General features: G+C 40.4%; 17 protein-coding genes and 2 other annotated features. All 17 genes read left to right on the forward strand.

Going from position 1 to position 21,339, the window contains the following annotated elements; all coding sequences use genetic code 11:
• Nucleotides 1–9: 9 nt before the first annotated feature.
• The 17 genes from polA to radC all read left to right on the forward strand — a co-directional run bounded on the left by polA (nucleotide 10) and on the right by radC (nucleotide 21,177).
• On the forward strand, nucleotides 10–2,643 hold the full coding sequence (polA, locus tag HCK02_RS07565; protein WP_167629529.1) for a DNA polymerase I: 2,634 nt from the start codon (nucleotides 10–12) through the stop codon (nucleotides 2,641–2,643).
• 16 nt (nucleotides 2,644–2,659) lie between these two features.
• The gene (mutM, locus tag HCK02_RS07570; protein ID WP_167629530.1) at nucleotides 2,660–3,481 is read left to right on the forward strand and encodes a DNA-formamidopyrimidine glycosylase; all 822 of its coding nucleotides are present in this window, start codon (nucleotides 2,660–2,662) and stop codon (nucleotides 3,479–3,481) included.
• An 11-nt stretch (nucleotides 3,482–3,492) separates the two neighbouring features.
• Nucleotides 3,493–4,119 carry a dephospho-CoA kinase gene (gene coaE, locus HCK02_RS07575; RefSeq protein ID WP_167629531.1) on the forward strand — a complete coding sequence of 209 codons (627 nt, stop codon included), beginning with the start codon at nucleotides 3,493–3,495 and terminating at the stop codon, nucleotides 4,117–4,119.
• Between the two features lie 3 nt (nucleotides 4,120–4,122).
• Complete coding sequence (gene nrdR, locus HCK02_RS07580; protein WP_115752432.1) at nucleotides 4,123–4,587, forward strand: transcriptional regulator NrdR; 465 nt, start codon at nucleotides 4,123–4,125, stop codon at nucleotides 4,585–4,587.
• A 7-nt stretch (nucleotides 4,588–4,594) separates the two neighbouring features.
• The gene (locus tag HCK02_RS07585) at nucleotides 4,595–5,977 is read left to right on the forward strand and encodes a replication initiation and membrane attachment family protein (protein ID WP_167629532.1); all 1,383 of its coding nucleotides are present in this window, start codon (nucleotides 4,595–4,597) and stop codon (nucleotides 5,975–5,977) included.
• A gap of 10 nt (nucleotides 5,978–5,987) precedes the next feature.
• The gene (gene dnaI / locus HCK02_RS07590; RefSeq protein ID WP_167629533.1) at nucleotides 5,988–6,911 is read left to right on the forward strand and encodes a primosomal protein DnaI; all 924 of its coding nucleotides are present in this window, start codon (nucleotides 5,988–5,990) and stop codon (nucleotides 6,909–6,911) included.
• A 59-nt stretch (nucleotides 6,912–6,970) separates the two neighbouring features.
• Nucleotides 6,971–7,201 (forward strand) — a binding site (T-box leader).
• Nucleotides 7,202–7,284: 83 nt separating this feature from the next.
• The gene (gene thrS, locus HCK02_RS07595) at nucleotides 7,285–9,207 is read left to right on the forward strand and encodes a threonine--tRNA ligase (protein ID WP_167629534.1); all 1,923 of its coding nucleotides are present in this window, start codon (nucleotides 7,285–7,287) and stop codon (nucleotides 9,205–9,207) included.
• Between the two features lie 88 nt (nucleotides 9,208–9,295).
• Nucleotides 9,296–9,877: a ribosome biogenesis GTP-binding protein YihA/YsxC gene (gene yihA / locus HCK02_RS07600; protein ID WP_167629535.1), complete on the forward strand. Its 582-nt coding sequence runs from the start codon at nucleotides 9,296–9,298 to the stop codon at nucleotides 9,875–9,877.
• A 124-nt stretch (nucleotides 9,878–10,001) separates the two neighbouring features.
• A complete protein-coding gene (hemA, locus tag HCK02_RS07605; RefSeq protein ID WP_167629536.1) occupies nucleotides 10,002–11,315 on the forward strand; it encodes a glutamyl-tRNA reductase in 1,314 nt (437 codons plus the stop codon).
• Complete coding sequence (hemC, locus tag HCK02_RS07610; protein ID WP_167629537.1) at nucleotides 11,312–12,247, forward strand: hydroxymethylbilane synthase; 936 nt, start codon at nucleotides 11,312–11,314, stop codon at nucleotides 12,245–12,247. Before hemA ends, hemC begins: the two co-directional genes overlap by 4 nt.
• Complete coding sequence (locus HCK02_RS07615) at nucleotides 12,240–12,980, forward strand: uroporphyrinogen-III synthase (protein WP_167629538.1); 741 nt, start codon at nucleotides 12,240–12,242, stop codon at nucleotides 12,978–12,980. Before hemC ends, HCK02_RS07615 begins: the two co-directional genes overlap by 8 nt.
• A complete protein-coding gene (gene hemB / locus HCK02_RS07620; protein ID WP_167629545.1) occupies nucleotides 12,964–13,938 on the forward strand; it encodes a porphobilinogen synthase in 975 nt (324 codons plus the stop codon). The genes HCK02_RS07615 and hemB overlap by 17 nt, the downstream gene beginning before the upstream one ends.
• Before the next feature lie 17 nt (nucleotides 13,939–13,955).
• Entirely contained in the window at nucleotides 13,956–15,242 is a 1,287-nt protein-coding gene (gene hemL / locus HCK02_RS07625; RefSeq protein ID WP_167629539.1) for a glutamate-1-semialdehyde 2,1-aminomutase, read from the forward strand.
• Between the two features lie 52 nt (nucleotides 15,243–15,294).
• Nucleotides 15,295–15,516, forward strand: a binding site (T-box leader).
• A 58-nt stretch (nucleotides 15,517–15,574) separates the two neighbouring features.
• Nucleotides 15,575–18,226 carry a valine--tRNA ligase gene (locus HCK02_RS07630; protein ID WP_167629540.1) on the forward strand — a complete coding sequence of 884 codons (2,652 nt, stop codon included), beginning with the start codon at nucleotides 15,575–15,577 and terminating at the stop codon, nucleotides 18,224–18,226.
• 72 nt (nucleotides 18,227–18,298) lie between these two features.
• Nucleotides 18,299–19,600 (forward strand): bifunctional folylpolyglutamate synthase/dihydrofolate synthase, encoded by a 1,302-nt coding sequence (locus HCK02_RS07635; RefSeq protein ID WP_167629541.1) that lies wholly within the window; start codon nucleotides 18,299–18,301, stop codon nucleotides 19,598–19,600.
• 183 nt (nucleotides 19,601–19,783) lie between these two features.
• Nucleotides 19,784–20,503 (forward strand): prepilin peptidase, encoded by a 720-nt coding sequence (locus HCK02_RS14275; protein ID WP_167629542.1) that lies wholly within the window; start codon nucleotides 19,784–19,786, stop codon nucleotides 20,501–20,503.
• A gap of 2 nt (nucleotides 20,504–20,505) precedes the next feature.
• Nucleotides 20,506–21,177 (forward strand): RadC family protein, encoded by a 672-nt coding sequence (gene radC, locus HCK02_RS07645; protein WP_246215551.1) that lies wholly within the window; start codon nucleotides 20,506–20,508, stop codon nucleotides 21,175–21,177.
• Nucleotides 21,178–21,339 lie beyond the last annotated feature (162 nt).

The following is a 21,339-nucleotide window of genomic DNA, read 5'->3' on the forward strand; positions in this document are numbered from 1 at the left end:
ATTTTTCCTGTGAGTAAATTAATTTTAATTGATGGAAACAGCATTGCGAACCGCGCATTTTATGCACTTCCGCTTTTAACAAACGAAAAAGGGATTTACACAAATGCTGTATATGGTTTTGCTATGATGTTGAATAACGTACTGGAAAACGAAAAGCCCGATCACGTTCTTGTGGCTTTTGATGCAGGGAAAACAACATTTCGTCATCAAACTTTTAAAGGTTACAAGGGTGGCCGACAAAAAACACCAAGCGAACTAAGTGAACAGTTTCCTTTTATTAGAGAACTGCTTGATGCTTATGATATTCCTCACTATGAACTGAAAGATTATGAAGCAGATGATATTATTGGAACACTTGCTAAAAAAGCGGAACAAGACAAGTTTGAGACAATTATTATCACCGGGGATCGTGATTTAACGCAATTAGCGAGTGACGAAACAACGGTTTACATCACCAAAAAAGGGATCACAGACATGGAGAAAAATACGCCTGAGACTTTACGCGAAAAATATGATCTCACTCCAGCACAAATCATTGATATGAAAGGATTAATGGGAGATTCATCAGATAATATCCCTGGAATTCCTGGCGTTGGCGAGAAAACGGCACTGAAATTGCTTCACCAATATGGTGGTACCGTGGAAAGCGTACTTGATCATGCTGATGAGATAACGGGTAAGAAATTACAAGAAAAAGTGATCGATAATAAAGATTTAGCGCTTTTAAGTAAAGAACTGGCGACAATCAATACGGATTCGCCCGTTGAAGTGAAGCTTTCGGATACCAATTATTCTGGTTTTCAAACGGAAAAAGTCGTCCCCTTTTTAAAAGAGATGGATTTTAAATCAATTTTGAAAAATTTAGATGGTGAGTCTACAGATGAAGCAGCAGCTGAGGTTGGGGAAATTGATTTTGAAGTCGTAACGACACTTACAGAGGCCCATTTTGCGTCACCTGCTTCGCTTTATGTGGAGCTTGAAAATGATAATTATCATACAGCTCTTTTCGTTGGCTTTTCTTTACACTCTGAAGTAGGAACTTTTTTCTTTACAGCTGAAACTGCTCAGAAAAGTTCTGCTTTTAAAGAATGGGCGCTTTCAAAAGATAAGACGAAACTTGTCTATGATGCGAAAAAGATCACAGTGGCGCTCAACCGACTAGGCTTAGAAATCCAAGGAGTAAAATTTGATGTGATGCTCGCTTCTTATTTATTAAACCCTTCTGAAACGATTGATGACTTTGCAAGTGTAGCAAGACAACATAATTTCAGCAATGTTCAAACTGATGAAGCGGTTTATGGGAAAGGCGCTAAATATCGAGTCCCGGAAGAAGTGATTGTCGCAGATCATTTGGCACACAAAGCCGTTGCGATTTTTGAACTTGAAGCGCCTCTGACACGTGATTTAGAAGAAAATGAACAACTAGACTTGCTGACAAGTCTTGAATTGCCACTTTCATTTGTTCTTGCAAAAATGGAAATTTTCGGGGTTCGTGTGGATACAGATCGTTTGCTAGAAATGAAAGCCGAACTTGCTGAACGAATTGACACGCTTGAAAAATCAATTCACAGTTTAGCAGGTTATGAATTTAACATTAATTCGCCGAAGCAACTGGGGGTTGTTTTATTCGAAAAGCTTGGGCTTCCGGTGATTAAAAAAACGAAAACGGGCTATTCAACTGCGGCAGATGTGCTTGAAGCGTTATCTGGGCAGCACCCGATTATCGAAGAAATCTTAACTTATCGCCAGCTAGGAAAACTTCAGTCGACTTATATTGAGGGGTTGCTTAAAGTGACGGATAAAAAGACGCATAAAGTGCATACACGTTTTAATCAAACACTTGCTCAGACTGGTCGATTAAGTTCCGTTGATCCAAACTTGCAAAACATTCCTATTCGTCTTGAAGAAGGGCGGAAGATTCGCCAAGCGTTTGTTCCTAGTGAACCGGGCTGGAAAATTTTCTCGGCGGATTACTCGCAAGTAGAGCTTCGCGTACTAGCGCACATTTCAAAAGACGAAAATTTAATTTATGCGTTTAAGCATGATTATGATATCCATACGAAAACTGCAATGGATGTTTTCCATGTTGAGAAGGACCAAGTGGATTCTTTGATGCGCCGTCAAGCGAAGGCTGTTAACTTTGGAATCGTTTATGGGATTAGTGATTACGGGTTATCACAAAATCTAGGCATTACTCGAAAAGAAGCAAAGGCATTTATTGATCGTTATTTTGAAAGCTATCCGGCGGTTCATGAATATATGCATGAAATCGTACGGCAAGCGAAAGAAACCGGATATGTGGAAACGATCTTACATCGTCGCCGCTATATTCCGGAGATTACGAGTCGTAACTTTAATGTTCGTAGCTTTGCTGAACGTACTGCGATGAATACACCTATTCAAGGAAGTGCGGCTGATATTATTAAAAAAGCAATGATTTTGATGAGTGAACGGTTAGAAAAAGAAAAATTACAAGCTCGCTTACTTCTTCAAGTGCACGATGAATTGATTTTTGAAGCACCTGAAAAGGAAATTAAAATACTTGAAAAAATTGTACCAGATGTGATGGAAAATGCGGTTACGCTTGATGTACCGCTCAAAGCGGATGCTGCATTTGGTGACACTTGGTATGATGCGAAATAAAAGGAGTTAAGTAAACATGCCAGAATTACCAGAAGTCGAAAATGTACGAAAGACGTTAAATGAACTTGTTGTTGGGAAAAAAATTGATCACGTTTCGGTGGGCGTCCCTAAGATGATTGTAAATGGGGATCCTGATGAATTTAAATTAGCGCTTGTTGGTGAGGAGTTTGAAGCTGTACGCAGACGCGGGAAATTTTTAGTTTTTGATTTAACCAACTGCTCTTTACTTTCTCATTTGCGGATGGAAGGAAAATTCCGCTTAAACAAGGATACAGACGAAGTGAGCAAGCACACGCATATTCGTTTTCATTTTACGGATCATACCGAACTGAGATTTTTAGATGTTCGCAAGTTTGGCACGATGGAATGGATTAAAAAATACGGGGAAGCCGATACAAAATCTATTTTAAAACTGGGACCGGAACCTTTTCCTGGAAGTTTTGAACTTGCACCTTTCCGTTCTCGCTTGAAAAAGTCAACTCGAGCAATTAAAACGATTTTGCTCGATCAAAAATTAGTGGCAGGAGTTGGAAATATTTATGCGGATGAGATTTGCTATCGGGCAAAAGTATTGCCAACTCGGGCAGCTAACTCGCTTTCAAAGCTCGAAGTAAGTCGGGTCTATGAGGAAACGATGGCGATCATGGAAGAAGCGGTTGCACTCGGCGGCTCAACGATTCGAACATATGTAAACTCACAAGGGGAATTAGGACGCTTTCAAGAAAAGTTAGTGGTTTATGGGCATGAAGGCGAACCTTGTCCGACTTGTGGAACCTTGATTGAAAAGATTAAGTTAAATGGTCGCGGCACGCATTTTTGTCCGCATTGTCAAAAATAGAGGTGAAGAAAATGGGATTCACACTGGGACTCACGGGAAGTATTGCAACGGGAAAATCTACGGTCAGCCAAATGCTTGTAAGCGCTGGGATAGCTGTTATTGATGCTGACATTGTAGCACGAAAAGTGGTTGAAAAAGGAACGGTTGGACTTGAGAAAATTATCTCCTCTTTTGGAGCAGATGTGCTTTTAGATGGGGAATTAAACCGAGCGAAACTTGGGGAGATTATTTTTCATGATGACGCAAAACGCGAACAACTAAATGAGATTGTTCATCCGCTCGTGCGCGAAGAGATGCTGAGCGAACGTGATCGCTTGTTTCGCGCTGGTGAGTCGATTGTTGTCCTCGATATTCCACTCCTCTATGAAAGCCAGTTAACAGATCTAGTTGATCGGGTGCTTGTAGTTGCGACAACAGAAGAAATTGAGCTTTCTCGTTTGATGGCTCGAAATGGGCTTTCAAAGGAGGAAGCTCTTGCTCGAATTCGTGCCCAAATGCCCATTAATGACAAAGTAAAACTAGCCGATTTTGTCGTGGATAATAGTGGGACGAAACAAGAAACTGAGAAACAAGTAAATGAACTTTTACACGACCTTAAAAGGCATGGTATAATAGAGCGAAATGATGGGAGTGAATGAAATTTGAAATGTCCGTCTTGTAAATATAATGGAACTCGAGTGGTGGATTCACGCCCAGCAGATGATGGGAATTCGATCAGAAGACGACGCGAGTGTGAAAAATGTGGCTTCCGATTTACAACTTTCGAAAAGGTGGAAGAAAGTCCGCTGATTGTTGTAAAAAAAGATGGAGCGCGGGAAGAATTTGCACGAGAAAAGGTTCGTCGTGGTTTAATTCGTGCTTGTGAAAAAAGACCGGTAAGTATTGAACAATTGGAAGATATTGTTTCGGAAGTAGAGCGGGAACTGCGTGCACTTGGTGAAAGTGAAATTGATTCCGATTTAATTGGCGAAAAAGTGATGGATAAACTTGCGAAGCTTGACGAAGTTGCTTATGTGCGTTTTGCTTCAGTATATCGTCAGTTTAAAGATATTAATGTGTTTGTCGATGAGCTGAAGGAGTTAATGGACAAAAACAATAAAGGGTGAGAAACGCTTGACTGAATTTTGGATGGAATTACGACCTGTTGATGGATATAAGGTAAAGGCAGAGGGTGTTATTACAGAATTTGATCGCAAAGTGCTGCTTAAACTGTATCAGCCACTCATGGGAGCAAATGCTCTATCTCTTTATTTTTCCCTGCTTGAAGAAGTAGAGGAAAATAAGCTTTGGAGTAAAGCAAAACCTCATTCACAGTTGCTCACGTCTCTTGGTATCTCGCTTAAAGCTTTTTTTGAAGCGCGCCTTAAACTTGAAGGGCTTGGTCTTGTACGCTCTTACAAAAAGGCAGGACTTGAGGATCAAACTTTTGTTTATGAACTCTTGGCTCCGCTATCGCCGAGACAGTTTTTTGAAGATGGACTATTAAATATTTATTTATTTAGCCAAGTCGGGCATAAGCGTTATCAAGAATTACAGCAATTATTCGTCGATCAAAAATTTGATTCCACTGGTTATAGCGATGTGACAAGAAACTTTCAGGATGTGTTTGAGCCATTTCGTGGCGGCGACAAAACGCCTGAAATCCCTGTTGAAGCTGAATTTATAGAAGCAAAAGCGGCAACGGAAATCCAGCTTGATTCAAAAGAGTTTGACTGGACTTACTTTTACGAGCTTCTTTCTCCGAACATGCTGAGTCGAGAGCAAATCACTGAGCCTGTCAAAGATACGATTTTAAAGATGCACGCGATTTATCAAGTAGAAGAAAGCGATATCCCTTCGTTCTTATACAGATCGCTTGATGCGCGTGGTGTTATCCAGCTTGAACAGCTCAGGAAAATTATACGGGAAAGCTATCAATTGAAACATCATAACTTGCCTAAATTGTCTACGAAGCAAAGGGTGGAGTCCACTCAAGCTGAGACACAGCCTAAACCGGAAGTGAATGATGAAGAAGCTCTCCAAGTTTATCTTGAGAGCGTGACGCCTTTTCAACTTTTGATTGATATTGCGGATGGTGCTGAACCGGCTGAAACGGATTTACGTGTGATCGAAGAAGTCATGACTAAGCAAAATTTACCTCAACCGGTTATGAATGTATTGATTGAATATGTTTTGCTAAGACTGGATGGGAAAATTTCGCGAAATTACATGATGACCATCGCGGCACACTGGAAACGGAAAAACGTGAAAACAGCAAAAGAAGCCATGGAGCTTGCACTTGCTGAGCACGAAAAATATAAACGACTGCAAGAGGAACCCGAGGAAAAAAGAAAGTTCAACCGGGCATCGCAGTTTTCCAGTAAAAAACGAACTGAAGTTTTGCCGGATTGGTTTAATAAAGAAGAGACGGAGCCTGCCAAAAGTGAGTTGTCGGACCGTGAAAAAGAAGCGCTTGAGGATCAAGTGAAACGAATAAAAAAACAATTGAAAAGGTAGGTGAATCAAGGTGGATAAAATTGAACGAACGCTTGGACAGCTTTTTAGTGGGCGAGATTTTGAAAAAGAATATAATTCGCTGAAAGAAAAAGTGCTACGATATGAACCGATTCGGGCGTTTTTAAATGAACATGCTGATGAAGTGACGGAGCAACTCATCAATCAAAACTTGTCGAACTTATATGAATTTATGACGCAAGATGAGCAGTTTCGTGCTAAAAAAGAAACGCTCATGCCGGGCTATGCACCAAAACTTGTGATTAACGGTGAATTTATCACGGTAACGTACTATCCAACGCCTGAAAAAATTGAAGCAGATAAGCGAAAAAGTGTGGAACGTCGCATTCGCTCGCTTTACATGCCTAAACAAATTTTGGAAGCATCGCTCGATCATTTTTATACGGATGAGGAAGAGCGGAAGCGGGCTCTTGTTGAAGCATTTGATTTTCTTGAGCATTTCTCAGCAGATGCGCCTGAACGCGTAAAGGGGCTTTATATTCATGGGAATTTTGGGACCGGAAAATCTTATTTGCTAGGAGCTATTGCTCGTGAACTTGCACTCCGAGGTGTTACTACCACTTTAGTTTACCTACCGGAATTCATGCGCGAAATCAAACAGTCGATTTCTGATAACACGGTTAGCGAAAAAATTGAGTTTGCCAAAGAAACAGAAGTTTTGATGCTAGATGATATTGGCGCAGAAGCAATGACGTCTTGGACACGGGATGAAGTTTTGGGAGCAATTTTACAGTTCCGGATGCAAGAGGAGCTACCCACTTTTTTCTCTTCCAATTACAATATGAAGCAGCTTGAATCGCACTTGACGTTCACTCAAAACGGGATGGAAGAACAGTTAAAAGCGAGACGAATCATGGAACGCATTCGTTTTCTTTCTAAGGAAATTCAGCTGGAAGGAAAAAACAGACGAAAATAAGTGAAGAAAAATGCTTGTCAAATTTTATTTTTATGCGTATACTAGTGTTAGTTAATAAATTATCAGTGATGATAAGGACAACCGTCTTAGTGGAATGTTACAGAGAAGGAGGGGTAGCTGTGAACCTCCGAACTGGAAATTAAGAACGGACCGCCTTTGAACTTCTATCTGGAAAGCTTTTAAGTGAGTAATGATAGACGATTCGCTTTCGTTAACAGCGACAAGAGAAAACAAACCTATATGTTTGTTTGAAATCTTGGGTGGAACCACGAGTCTAACTCGTCCCTTGTTTTAAGGGACGAGTTTTTTTGTTTTCTCGGGGAAAGTGGTTTTCTTATCAGAACTAAAATAAAAAGTAAAGGAGCAGATCGTGATGAAAATTTCATTTCCAGACGGTGCAGTAAAAGAGTTTGAAAATGGCGCATCAACAGCTGATATTGCAAAATCTATCAGCCCAAGTTTGAAGAAAAAAGCTTTAGCAGGAAAAATTAATGGACAGTTGGTGGATCTTGTCACACCAATTGAAGAAGATGGCGCGATTGAAATCGTAACTCCCGATCATCCAGATGCACTTGGTATTTTGCGTCACAGCTCTGCGCATTTACTTGCACAAGCTATAAAACGACTTTATCCAGATGCGCATTTCGGTGTCGGTCCCGCAATTGATACTGGTTTTTACTATGATATTGATTTAGATAGCGCGATTAGCGAGGAAGCTTTTCCGCAAATTGAAAAAGAAATGCAAAAAATTGTGAAGGAAAACTTGCCAATTTCTCGGGAAGTGGTTTCTCGTGAAGAAGCGATTAAGCGTTTTAAAGAAGTAGGAGATCCGTATAAGTTAGAACTAATTGAAGCGATTCCAGCGGACGAAACGGTAACTATTTATTCGCAAGGCGAATTTTTCGACCTTTGTCGCGGGATTCATGTTCCTTCAACTGGGAAGATTAAAGTCTTCAAATTACTAAGCGTTGCTGGGGCTTACTGGCGTGGTGACAGCAATAATAAAATGCTTCAACGGATTTACGGAACGGCCTTTTTCTCGAAAGAAGATTTGGATGAATTTCTTAAAATGCAAGAAGAAGCGCGCGAACGTGACCACAGAAAACTCGGTAAAGAGTTAGATCTTTTTGCGAATTCGGCAGAGGTTGGCCAAGGATTGCCGCTTTGGTTGCCAAAGGGTGCTACAATTCGTCGTGTCATTGAGCGCTACATTGTGGATAAGGAAGAAAGCCTTGGATATAACCACGTTTATACTCCGATTATGGCGAATGTAGAACTTTATAAAACAAGTGGACACTGGGATCACTATCAAGAAGACATGTTCCCAACTATGAAAATGGATAATGAAGAACTTGTGCTTCGTCCGATGAATTGTCCACATCATATGATGATTTATAAGAATGACATTCATAGTTACCGGGAACTTCCTATTCGGATTGCAGAGCTTGGTTTGATGCACCGTTACGAAATGAGTGGCGCGCTTTCTGGTTTGCAACGGGTTCGTGGAATGACACTAAATGATGCGCACGTATTTGTTCGCCCAGATCAAATTAAAGATGAGTTTAAACGTGTACTCGAGCTCATCCTTGAAGTTTACAATGATTTTAATATCACTGATTACAGTTTCCGACTCAGCTATCGTGATCCGAAAAATACTGAAAAATATTTTGATGATGATGCAATGTGGGAAAAAGCTCAATCTATGCTGAAAAATGCTATGGATGAAATGGGGATGGATTATTTCGAAGCGGAAGGCGAAGCGGCTTTCTACGGTCCAAAATTGGATGTTCAAGTGAAAACTGCGATCGGAAAAGAGGAAACTCTTTCAACTGTTCAACTTGATTTCCTTCTCCCTGAACGCTTTGATTTGACTTACATTGGTGAAGATGGCGAAAAACATCGTCCAGTCGTTATTCACCGTGGGGTAGTATCCACAATGGAACGTTTTGTAGCTTACTTGATTGAAGAATATAAAGGGGCTTTCCCAACATGGCTTGCTCCTGTTCAAATGGAGATCATTCCGGTAAATGCGGATGCGCACCTTGAATATGCGAAAGAAGTGCAAGAAAAACTTCAACGTTCGAAATTCCGTGCAGAAGTTGACGAACGGAATGAAAAGCTCGGCTATAAGATTCGCGAAGCTCAAACTCAAAAAATTCCTTATGCGCTTGTTTTAGGAGATCAAGAAGCGGAAAGTGGCGAAGTCAATATTCGTCGTTACGGCTCGAAAGACTCGGAAAATATGCCACTCGATCAATTTATTAAAATGGTGAAAGAAGAAGTGGATAAATTTTAACAAAAAAACGCTTTTCCTCTAATTGTTGTAGGAAAAGCGTTTTTCCGTTATACTAAAACGAGATTAGGAAAAGGATGGGCTATAAGTTATGCAAGTACACAACGTCGAACTTGTGATTAGTGCAGTTTGGCAAGAGCAGTATCCGGAAGGCAATCTTCCTGAATTTGCGCTCGCTGGACGATCTAATGTTGGCAAGTCTTCATTTATCAATCGAATGATTGGCAGGAAAAGCATGGCGCGGATTTCACAAAAACCAGGTAAAACGCAAACGCTTAATTTTTATAAAATTGAGGAAGCACTCTTTTTTGTGGATGTTCCAGGCTATGGTTTTGCAAAGGTCTCTAAAAAAGAACGTGAAAAATGGGGCGAAATGATCGAAACGTATATTACTTCTCGTGAACCACTTCGAGCTGTTATTCAAATTGTTGATTTACGTCATAAACCGACAGCGGATGATGTGATGATGTATGAGTTTTTGAAATATTATCAAATCCTGGTTATTGTGGTTGCGACAAAGGCAGATAAAATTCCAAGAAGTAAATGGCAAAAAAACGCAAAAGTCGTAAAAGAAACCCTTGATTTTGACGGAGAAGATGACTTTGTTTTGTTTTCAGCAGAGACTGGAATGGGTAAAGAAGAAGCATGGTCATTCATTGAAGCAAAATGCTAAAAAAGAGCTGACTTGTCGGCTCTTTTTTCTGTATGATTCCTTACAAATTTCACAAACTGTGTGATTGAATTAACGGAACGAAAAATGCTAAAATGGAATTAATACAAATTAGGGGGACGTGCACATGTATATCCTTTCTGTTGGACTGAATCATAAAACAGCACCAATTGACGTGCGGGAACGATTCAGTTTTACTGAGGCAGAAATTGACAAAGCACTTATTGCTTTGCAAAATGAAAAAAGTATCTTGGAAAATGTGATTTTTTCAACATGCAATCGCACGGAGATTACGGCGGTTGTCGATCAAACACATACCGGGAAATATTATATAAAACGTTTTCTCGCAGACTGGTTTGGTATTCGTCTTGAGGAGATGGCCTCTTATCTCTTTTTTCATGAGGAAAAAGAAGCCGTCAAACATTTATATGAAGTCGCTGCTGGACTTGACTCGCTGGTGCTTGGTGAAACTCAAATTCTTGGACAAGTGAAGCAGGCGTTTTTTAAGGCGCAAAAAGCAGAAACTACGGGAACGATTTTGAATCAATTATTTCGTGAAGTGATCCATTTTGCTAAAGACATGCATCACCGAACAAAGATCAATGAAAATGCTGTTTCTGTTAGTTATGCAGCTGTTGAAGTCGCAAAACGAATTTACCCAGATTTGAATCAAAAATCTGTTCTTTTAGTTGGAGCTGGAAAAATGAGCGAACTTGCTTTGGAGAATTTGGCGGGAAGTGGTGTCCTTGAAATTGTACTGGCAAACCGGACGGAAGAACATGCCCAAAAGCTAGCTCATAAATTTAAAAATGCACGTTCTATAAGTTTTGATTCACTGGGTTGTGCCATTCAAGATGCAGATATTGTTCTTGTTTCAACTTCGGCAGAGGATTATGTGCTGAGCGAAGCGGATATGCGACAAATTAGCGAGTCGCGAAATTCGCCGCTTCTTGTCATCGATATCTCTCTCCCACGAAACGTTGATCCCGCTGCAGCCAATCTCTCAAAGGTCTTTTTGTATGATTTAGATGATCTTGAGGGAGTTATTTCCGCCAATACAGAAGAGCGTCAAAGCTTGGTTGCGCAGCTTGAAACAGAAATTGAGAAGGAAGCGGAGCTGTTTTTTGAATGGGAAAAGCGTTTGGGCGTTGTTCCGCTGATCCGTGAACTGCGTGAAGAGGCGCTTTTGATTCAAGAAAAAACAATGCAAAGCTTAGAAAATAAGCTTCCTGGACTGACAGAGCGGGAATATACGGTGATCGGGAAGCATATGAAGAGCATTATCAATCAAATGTTAAAGCATCCAATCGCTGAAATCAAGGAAATGCCTGGAAAAGCGGATGCGGATCATCAAATTGAGATTTTTAAAACGATTTTTGGTTTGTCAGGAAAAATCGAGATGAAAGAAACGCAAAATCAAAAAAACGAGGTGGGTAAATGAAACGGGAATTCATCGTCGGCTCAAGGCGTAGCAAACTTGCTCTTACACAAACAAGTTGGGTCATTCGCGAGTTAAAAAAACACTTTCCTGAGGTGGAGTTTAAAGTTCAGGAAATCGTAACAAAAGGAGACAAAATTTTAGATGTGACTTTAAGCAAAGTTGGTGGCAAAGGGTTATTTGTCTCTGAAGTGGAAGAACAATTAGCAGACTCAACGATCGATTTTGCTGTACATAGTATGAAAGACGTCCCGAGCAAATTGCATGACGGACTCGTAATTGGTGCTATTCCGAAACGGGAATCACCATTCGATGTGCTTGTTTTTCGCGAAGCAACTACACTTTCTGAGTTACCTGTGGGTGCTGTTATTGGAACGAGTAGCCTGCGGCGCAGTGCGGAAATAAAGCGAATCCGACCTGATTTTGAAATTCGTTCGATTCGAGGCAATATTGATACGCGGTTACGAAAATTAGAAGAAGAAGGATTCGATGCTATTATTTTGGCGGAAGCTGGTTTAAGTCGGATGGGCTGGCTAGATGATGGGAATTTAAAAGTGGAGCGGCTTGCTGCAGAAGATTGTCTTCCGGCTGTTGGGCAAGGTGCTCTTGCGATTGAATGTCGCGAAATGGATAAAGAGTTACTTGAAATGCTTGCTTCCATTCATGATGCCAACACTGCATTTTCTGTCCAATGTGAGCGGAAGTTTCTTGAAACATTAAATGGAGGTTGTGAGATTCCCATTGCTGGCTTTGCTGTGAAAGAAGCGGATGAGTCACTTTGGTTTAGAGGGTTTGTTGCAAATGCGGATGGGAGCAACCGTCTGGCTGCTCAAAAAACAGGAACAAGTCCTGAGCAGCTCGGGGAAGAATCAGCTCATGAATTGCTTGATCAGGGAGCCGCTCAAATTATTCAGGAGTTACGCCGCCATGACTAGTCCTGTTTTTTTAACACGGGAGAGAAATAGAAATCAAGCGGGGCTTTTACGTTTGCAAAATGCTGGGATAGAAGCGATTTCATTGCCGATGATTGAAACAAAACCCCTTGTGTTTGAATTGACAGAGGAAGCACACCAAGCAGATTGGATTTTTTTCACGAGTCAAAATTCGGTACGTTTTTTTGCAGATCGGATCAGTCAATTGCCCGAAAAAATGAAAGTTGCCTCGATCGGGAGAAAAACTTCTGAGGCTCTTCGAAATTTAGGAGTAAAAGTTGACTTTGAACCAAGCCTTTATGAAACAGAAGTCTTTTTGAAGGAATGGAGTCAGTTATATACTGAAAAAGCGCAAACTGTCTTACTTCCCCAAAGTAAAATTGCGAAACCAAAAATAGCTGGGTTTTTATCTGATCTTGGCATTGCCTGTTTTCAACTGCCGCTTTATGATACCATTTTACCTAGCGATGCAGCGACAAACTTAGAAAAAGCTGTAAAGCTTTTTCCGCACTTTATTGCTGTGTTTGCGAGTCCTTCTGCTTGGAAGAATTTCAAACAAATTTTAGATCGATTTTCATTAAAGCCCACTTTTCCGATTGGTTCGATTGGTGAAGTGACCACTCGGGCAATTGAGAAGGATGGGTATAAAGTGAATTTTCAACCCGAAAACTATCAGATGGATAATTTAATAGATTTAATAATAGAGGAGTCGAAGAATGATGACAAAAAGTTTTGACCGCCATCGTCGTTTGCGCACGTCGAACGCGATGCGTGATTTAGTAAGAGAAAATGAACTTTCGATGGATGATTTTATTTATCCTATTTTTGTAAAAGAATTTGGAGAAACAAAAACAGAAGTTCCTTCAATGCCTGGCGTTTATCAGTTTCCATTAGCTTTGTTAGAAGAAGAAATCCGAGAAGTGAAAGAAGCAGGTATTCAAGCTGTCATTTTATTTGGTATTCCGAAAGAAAAAGATAGCGTTGGAACGGGAGCCTTTCATGATCATGGAGTCGTTCAAGAAGCTACACGAATTATAAAGAAGGCTTTTCCTGAGATTCTTGTTGTAGCAGATACTTGTCTATGTGAATTTACGGACCACGGGCATTGCGGGCTTGTGCAAGGCGACGAGATTTTAAATGATGAATCGCTTGAAGTGCTGAAAAAAACGGCAGTCAGCCAAGTGGAAGCAGGGGCTGATATCATCGCTCCCAGTAATATGATGGACGGGTTTGTTGCAGCTATTCGCGAAGGACTAGATGAAGCAGGCTACATAAATATTCCGATTATGTCCTATGCGGTCAAATATGCTTCAGCTTTTTATGGTCCATTTCGTGATGCTGCTGATGGAGCGCCGCAATTTGGTGACCGAAAAACGTATCAAATGGATCCAGCTAACCGTGAAGAAGCGTTTCGTGAAGCAAACAGTGATGAAGCAGAAGGAGCTGATTTTTTAATCGTAAAACCAGCGCTTTCCTATCTGGATATTGTTCGTGACGTTCGTAATACTACGCATTTGCCAGTCGTTGCCTATAATGTGAGCGGCGAATATGCGATGGTAAAAGCTGCTGCACATAACGGCTGGATCGATGAAGAAAAAATTGTGATGGAAATGCTTCTTAGCATGAAGCGAGCAGGAGCATCACTTATTATTACTTATTTTGCAAAAGATGTTGCGAAGTATCTGCAAAAATAAAAATCGGGGGGAAAAACATGAAACACTCAGCGTCCAAAAAAGCTTTTGATGAAGCCTTAAAATTAATGCCAGGCGGAGTAAATAGTCCAGTTCGTGCTTTTAAATCCGTCGCGGCTGATCCTGTTTTTATGAAAGAAGGAAACGGGGCGTATATTAAAGATATCGATGGCAACCATTATATTGACTATGTTTTATCGTGGGGGCCGCTTATTCTCGGACACGCAAATCCACAAGTAGTGGAAAAACTAACACAAGCGGTTCAAAAAGGAACTAGCTTCGGGACGCCAACAGAAATTGAAAATGAATTGGCAAAACTCGTGATTGAGCGTGTCCCGTCTATTGAAATCGTGCGGATGGTTTCTTCAGGAACGGAAGCAACAATGAGTGCTATTCGGCTTGCGCGAGGGTACACGAAGCGCAATAAGATCTTAAAATTCGAAGGCAGCTATCACGGTCACGGGGATTCTCTTTTAATTAAGGCAGGATCCGGAGTCGCCACGCTTGGCTTACCGGATTCCCCAGGAGTGACGCCGGACTTAGCAAAAGATACGATTACGGTTCCTTACAATGACTTGGAAAGTGCCACGCTTGCGTTTGAACATTTTGGCGAGGAAATTGCCTGTGTCATCGTTGAACCCGTTGCTGGAAATATGGGAGTCGTTCCACCCATTGCCGGCTTTCTCGAAGGGCTACGGAAACTAACAACAAAATTTGGCAGCTTATTGATTTTTGATGAGGTAATGACAGGTTTCCGGGTGGATTATTATTCTGCGCAAGGATATTATGTTGTAACGCCTGATTTGACATGTTTAGGAAAAGTTATCGGTGGTGGTCTCCCTGTTGGCGCTTATGGGGGTAAAAAAGAAATCATGGAGCATGTTGCACCAGCTGGCACTGTGTATCAAGCAGGCACACTTTCTGGAAATCCACTTGCTATGACAGCAGGATTTGAGACCATTAAGCAATTAACGCCGCATGATTATGGGAAGTTTCGTGCACTCATCAAGCGAATGGAAGAAGGACTTAAAGAAATCGCTACAAGATATGAAGTCCCGCTTGCCATCAATCAAGCTGGTTCTATGTTTGGCTTTTTCTTCACAGATCAAAAAGTGATTAATTTCGAAACGGCCAAAAGCAGTGATCTTGAATTCTTTAGCCGTTATTATAAGGAAATGCTCGATCAAGGAATTTTCCTTCCGCCTTCACAGTTTGAAGGAATCTTTATTTCTACGATGCACGGGGAAAAGGAAATCGATCAAACGCTAGAAGCTTTTGAAACGACTTTTAAACGCTTGAAAAACTAGTTTACAAAAATTGACGAGCTGCATGAATTTTGATAGACTAAAAACATAATATTAAAAAGCGAAGAAGAGGAAGAGTATGTGAATTTTTCTTTCTTAGAGAGAAAGTGGTTGCTGCAAACTTTCAAAGAAAATTCACAGAAGGTAGCCTTGGAGCTGTTTTTCTGAACTTAAAAGTAGGGGAAACCGGTGCTAAATCGCATCGTTACTTGAACGAGTGCCGAATTTTTTCGGTAAAAAGGTGGTACCGCGAATCTAAACTCTTTTCGTCCTTTTCGGATGGAAAGAGTTTTTTTGTTTACTTTTATAAGGAGAATTTGATGGGAGGAAATAGAATGAAGGAATTTGATAACACAGAAATGCCAACAAAATATGAGCCAAGCAATGTTGAAAGTGGGAGATATCACTGGTGGATTGCAAATGACTTCTTTAAGGCCTCAGGAGATTCGTCAAAGCAAGCTTACAGCGTTGTCATTCCGCCTCCAAATGTAACTGGAAAGCTCCATCTTGGGCACGCGTGGGATACGACACTACAAGATATTATCACAAGAATCAAGCGAATGCAGGGGTTTGACACACTTTATTTACCGGGAATGGACCACGCGGGGATTGCAACTCAAGCAAAGGTAGAAGCCAAACTGAAAGAACAGGGTATTTCTCGTCATGAATTAGGACGAGCTAAATTTCTGGATAAAGCTTGGGAATGGAAAGAAGAATATGCTGGATTCATTCGAGAACAATGGGAAAAAATGGGACTTGGCTTGGATTATTCTCGTGAGCGTTTCACTTTGGATGAGGGGCTTTCGGATGCTGTCAAAAAAGTATTCGTTTCTCTTTATGAAAAAGGCTTGATTTATCGCGGGGAATATATCATCAACTGGGATCCTGTTGCTAAAACCGCGCTTTCGGATATCGAGGTTATCCATAAAGAAATTGAAGGGAACTTCTACCACTTAAAATATCCACTAGCTGATGGAAGTGGCTTCCTTGAAATTGCGACAACACGTCCAGAAACTATTCCTGGGGATACAGCTGTTGCTGTGCATCCAAAAGATGAACGGTACCAACATTTGATCGGGAAAACAATTATTCTTCCGATTATGAATCGAGAAATTCCAATTGTGGCTGATGATTATGTAGACCGGGAATTCGGCTCCGGGGCGGTTAAGATTACGCCAGCACATGACCCAAATGACTTTGAAGTTGGGAATAGACACGACTTGCCACGCATCATTGTAATGAATGAAGATGCAACAATGAATGAAAATGCTGGTAAATACCAAGGCATGGATCGTTTTGAAGCAAGAAAAGCGATCATTGAAGACTTTAAAGAGTTAGGGCTCTTTATTAAACAAGAACCTCACGTGCATTCAGTTGGGCACTCAGAAAGAACTGATGCTGTAATCGAGCCGTATTTATCTTTGCAATGGTTTGTTAAAATGCAACCTCTAGCAAAAGCGGCACTTGATATTCAAGAATCCGATGAAACAAAGGTTAATTTTATACCCAATCGTTTTGAAAAAACGTATTCAACTTGGATGGAAAACATTCACGATTGGTGTGTATCGCGTCAACTATGGTGGGGGCACAGGATTCCTGCTTGGTACCATAATGAAACCGGGGAAGTTTATGTTTCTGAAACGCCACCTGAAAATGAAGCTGAATGGACACAGGATGAAGATGTGTTAGATACTTGGTTTAGTTCTGCGCTTTGGCCATTTTCGACAATGGGCTGGCCAGACGAGGATGCGCCTGATTTTAAACGATACTTCCCAAATGGCGCTCTTGTAACGGGCTACGATATTATTTATTTCTGGGTTTCACGGATGATTTTCCAATCTGTTGAATTCACTGGGAAGCGACCGTTTAAAGATACACTGATTCACGGACTTGTACGTGATGCTGAAGGTCGTAAGATGTCGAAGTCACTTGGAAACGGTGTTGATCCGATTGAAGTAATTGATAAATATGGGGCAGATTCACTTCGTTATACTCTTTCGACGGGAACGGCGCCAGGGCAAGATTTGAAGTTCAGTTTTGAAAAAGTAGAAGCAACATGGAACTTTATTAATAAAATTTGGAACGCTTCACGGTTTGCTCTTATCAATATGGATGGACTTGAATTCGAGGAAATTGATTTGTCACATGTAACGGAAGTAAGTGATAAATGGATTTTGACTGGCTTAAATGAAACGATTCAAACTGTAACCACTTTGTCCGAGAAGTATGAATTTGGCGAAGTAGGACGAACACTTTATAATTTCATTTGGGACGAATTCTGTGACTGGTACATCGAGATCGCCAAGATTTCACTTTATGGCGAAGATGAACAAAGTAAACAAACCACACGGTCGGTTCTTGCATATGTACTTGATCAAACTATGCGTTTGCTTCACCCGTTCATGCCGTTTGTAACGGAAGAAATTTGGCAAAACTTGCCGCATGACGGAAAATCCATCACGGTTGCGGAGTGGCCAGTGGTTCGCGAAGAGCAAATGCATGCTGAAGCTGCGCTTGCAATGAAGACGCTTGTTGAAATTATCCGGTCGGTTCGAAATATTCGCGCGGAAGTGAATACGCCGCTTAGCAAACCTGTTGCTATTCAAATCAAACCTAAAGATGAGGCTTACAAGCGCATTATAGAAGAAAATCTTTCCTATATTGAACGCTTTTGTAATCCAGAATCTCTAGAAATTTCGTTTGATATTGAACCTACAAATACGGCAATGACTGCTGTTATAACGGGAGCTGAGATTTTCTTGCCACTCGAAGGACTTATTGATCTCTCCGAAGAAATTGAACGTTTGACAAAAGAACTCGATAAGTGGGATAAAGAGGTAGCTCGTGTTCAAGGAAAATTAGCTAATGAGCGCTTTGTTTCAAAAGCTCCAGAAAATGTGGTGCAAGAAGAACGTGCGAAGGAAAAAGATTACCTTGAGAAAAAAGCATCTGTCGAGGAACGAATCAGAGCACTAAAAAACGCTTAACTTTAAACGCGAAATAGCTCCTTTTGCTTTCAGGAACTATTTCGCGTTTTCATAAGAAGGGAGAGTAAAGCTTTGCATTTTAACACTTACGAAGAAGCCTTAAATTGGATTCATGGGACGCTACGTTTAGGAATCAAGCCAGGATTAAAGCGAATGGAATTACTGCTTGAGAAATTGGATCATCCTGAGAAAAAGAACCGATTTATTCATATTGCTGGAACAAATGGGAAAGGTTCAACGCTAACTTTTCTTTCTTCCGTTCTTCAAAAAGAAGGCTACCGTGTGGGAACCTTTACGTCTCCATATATCGAGACCTTTAATGAACGAATCTCCATCAACTCCATTCCTATAAGCGACGCTGATATTGTTCGACTCGCCAATCAAATCGCACCAATCACAGAAGAAATCGCAACGACCGAGTATGGTCCACCTTCTGAATTCGAAATTATTACGGCTATGATGTTTCTTTATTTTGCAGAGTTTGAAGCCATTGATTTTGGAATCATCGAAGTTGGACTTGGCGGGCGTCTTGATTCAACCAACGTTTTAACGCCCATTCTCTCGATCATCACGACAATCGGACTCGATCACATGGAGTTTCTCGGAAATACGATTGAAGAAATCGCCTTTGAAAAAGGAGGCATTATTAAACCCGGTATTCCCGTCGTAACAGGTGTGCTTCAAGATTCAGTTATTGCAACTTTGGCTGAACTTGCTACCTCGCGTTGTTCTCCTTTTTACTTATATAAAAAAGATTTTGCTTCTGAAAAAATAGAAAACGAACTAGTAAACTATCGTGATACTTTTGGAGAGTTAAAAGCGCTACAACTGGGTCTTGCTGGTGATCATCAAATCCAAAATGCTTCTGTAGCTATTTATGCATTACGCTTTCTTCATGAAGAGAAGTGGATTCATTTATCGGAAGAAGGGCTTCGCGAAGGACTTGCTGATGCTTTTTGGCCAGGAAGGCTGGAAAAAGTAACAGAAAACCCGACGATCATCCTTGATGGTGCGCATAATCCTGAAGGAATTCGTGCACTCATTCAAACGCTTCAGCAAGTGAACTCTGAAAAAGTCAATTTACTTTTTAGTGCTTTGCTTGATAAAAAATACGATGAAATGATTCAAGAAATCCAAGCGAATGTGAAAAACGTAGAGATTTACCTAACCACATTTGATTTTCCTCGTGCGATGGCAAAAAAAGATGTTCTTGAAGTGGCTGAAAGGTACAATCTTTCGCCCGTCTTGAATTGGAAAGAGTTTCTGGAACAAGTGCCTCAAAAGAGAGCTGAAAATCCATTATATATCACTGGATCACTTTATTTTATATCGGAAGTTAGGAAACATCTTCTTGGAAAAACAAGTACCGTTTAAGGTGCTTGTTTTTTATAATGTCATTTTCAAACCCGATTCACCTCATAAATAAGGATTTTCCATAAGGCTATTTCTTTATTTTTACTAAAAAATCGGCTTAGAAAAACTTTTTTAGCAAGGTGACAACAAAAATAAGGCTTGCTATAATAAGCCTTATTCACCTTAGAGGAGCGATCAAGTGCTATGCTTTATTTAAATACTTTTATTTTTTCTGCCATCTTTGCTTCATTTATTCAAGTGGCAGCGACCCATTTACCTTTGAGACAGACTTTTATGTTCCGCTTCTCAAGATGTGATTTTTGTCAAAGACGGCTTACTTTTTTTGAAATGATTCCACTGCTTTCTTTTATAATCTTACGTGGTAAAACTTGGTGTTGCGGTCAAAAACTATCCCGTTCCTATTTGGCTGTTGAGCTACTCTTTCCGATTCTCTCTACATTCTTCGTTTATTTTGAAAGAAGCGCCTCAAATCGAATCCTCCTACTAATTTGTTTAGCCTTCCTTTTTTTCTTTTTACTAACTGATCTTACTTATTTACATATTCCAGATGTTGCAGTGCTTGTTTTTTTCAGTATCGTTTTATTGCTTCGCTTAAGAGAAGGGACCCCATTTTCTAGCATTCTATGGCAGTTTTCCTGCAGTTTTTCATTTTATGGCTTGATCTACTATATTTTCCGAAAGGGATTTGGCATGGGAGACGCCAAATTACTTATCATTTTAGGAACAGCACTTGGATTTAAAGCAAGCTATTGGATTTTCTTTCTTGCACTAGCCAGTGCAAATCTGATTTTAGGATTTGCGTTTCTTTTTAAAAAGATTACATGGAAGAAAAAGATTCCCTTCGTTCCTTTTTTGTTCACAGGCTTTCTAATTTATCTTATTTTACAAACAGGAGGCGTTTAAAATTGTCATTACATTCAAAACTAGAACAACCACGTGAAAAACTTGCATATGCAGGAGTAGACTGCCTTTCTCTTGATGAACTTGTCGCTGTGTTACTAGAGACAGGTACAAAAACAGAATCCGTTGAATTACTTGCAAAACGTTTTGTAATGCGGTTTCGTGGTACTTCGGAGATTCAGCAAGCCAATGTGTCTGAGTTTCAAAAGATAAAAGGAATCGGACCTGCAAAAGCATGTAAACTTGCAGCAGCTATTGAACTTGGGAAACGGGTCCATAAAGCGCAACAAGACAAAGAAATTCTCGTTATTCGCACGCCTGAACAAGCCGCAGCACTTGTTATGCCCGAGCTGCGTTTTTTACATCAAGAACATTTCCATTGTTTATTTTTAAATACTAAAAATCATTTACTTCACCGAGAAACTCTTTTCATTGGCAGCTTAAACATGAGTATTGTTCATCCTCGTGAAGTTTTCCGAACAGCATTAAAGATTTCTGCAGCTTCTGTTCTTTGCTTCCATAACCATCCATCAGGTGATCCAACTCCATCTAAGGAAGATATTTCAGCAACTAAACGGTTACAAGAATCGGGGGAAATCGTTGGTATTGAACTGCTCGATCATATTATTATTGGTCAAGATAGATATCTCAGTTTGAAGGAGCAGGGCTATTTCTAAAGAAATCATTAAATTTCTTTCTTTTCATTAAAAATAATGCCTTAATTTAAACAGTTATGTTATAATGAAGTGGTTGTATATGTGTATAAAGAAAAACGCGGCACAAACTTGGCTAGCACGTTATTTACGAAGGAAAAGAACTGTGTCTGCTTATATTTACTC

Origin of the sequence: Listeria valentina, assembly GCF_011800755.1 — a bacterium.
GTDB lineage: Bacteria > Bacillota > Bacilli > Lactobacillales > Listeriaceae > Listeria > Listeria valentina.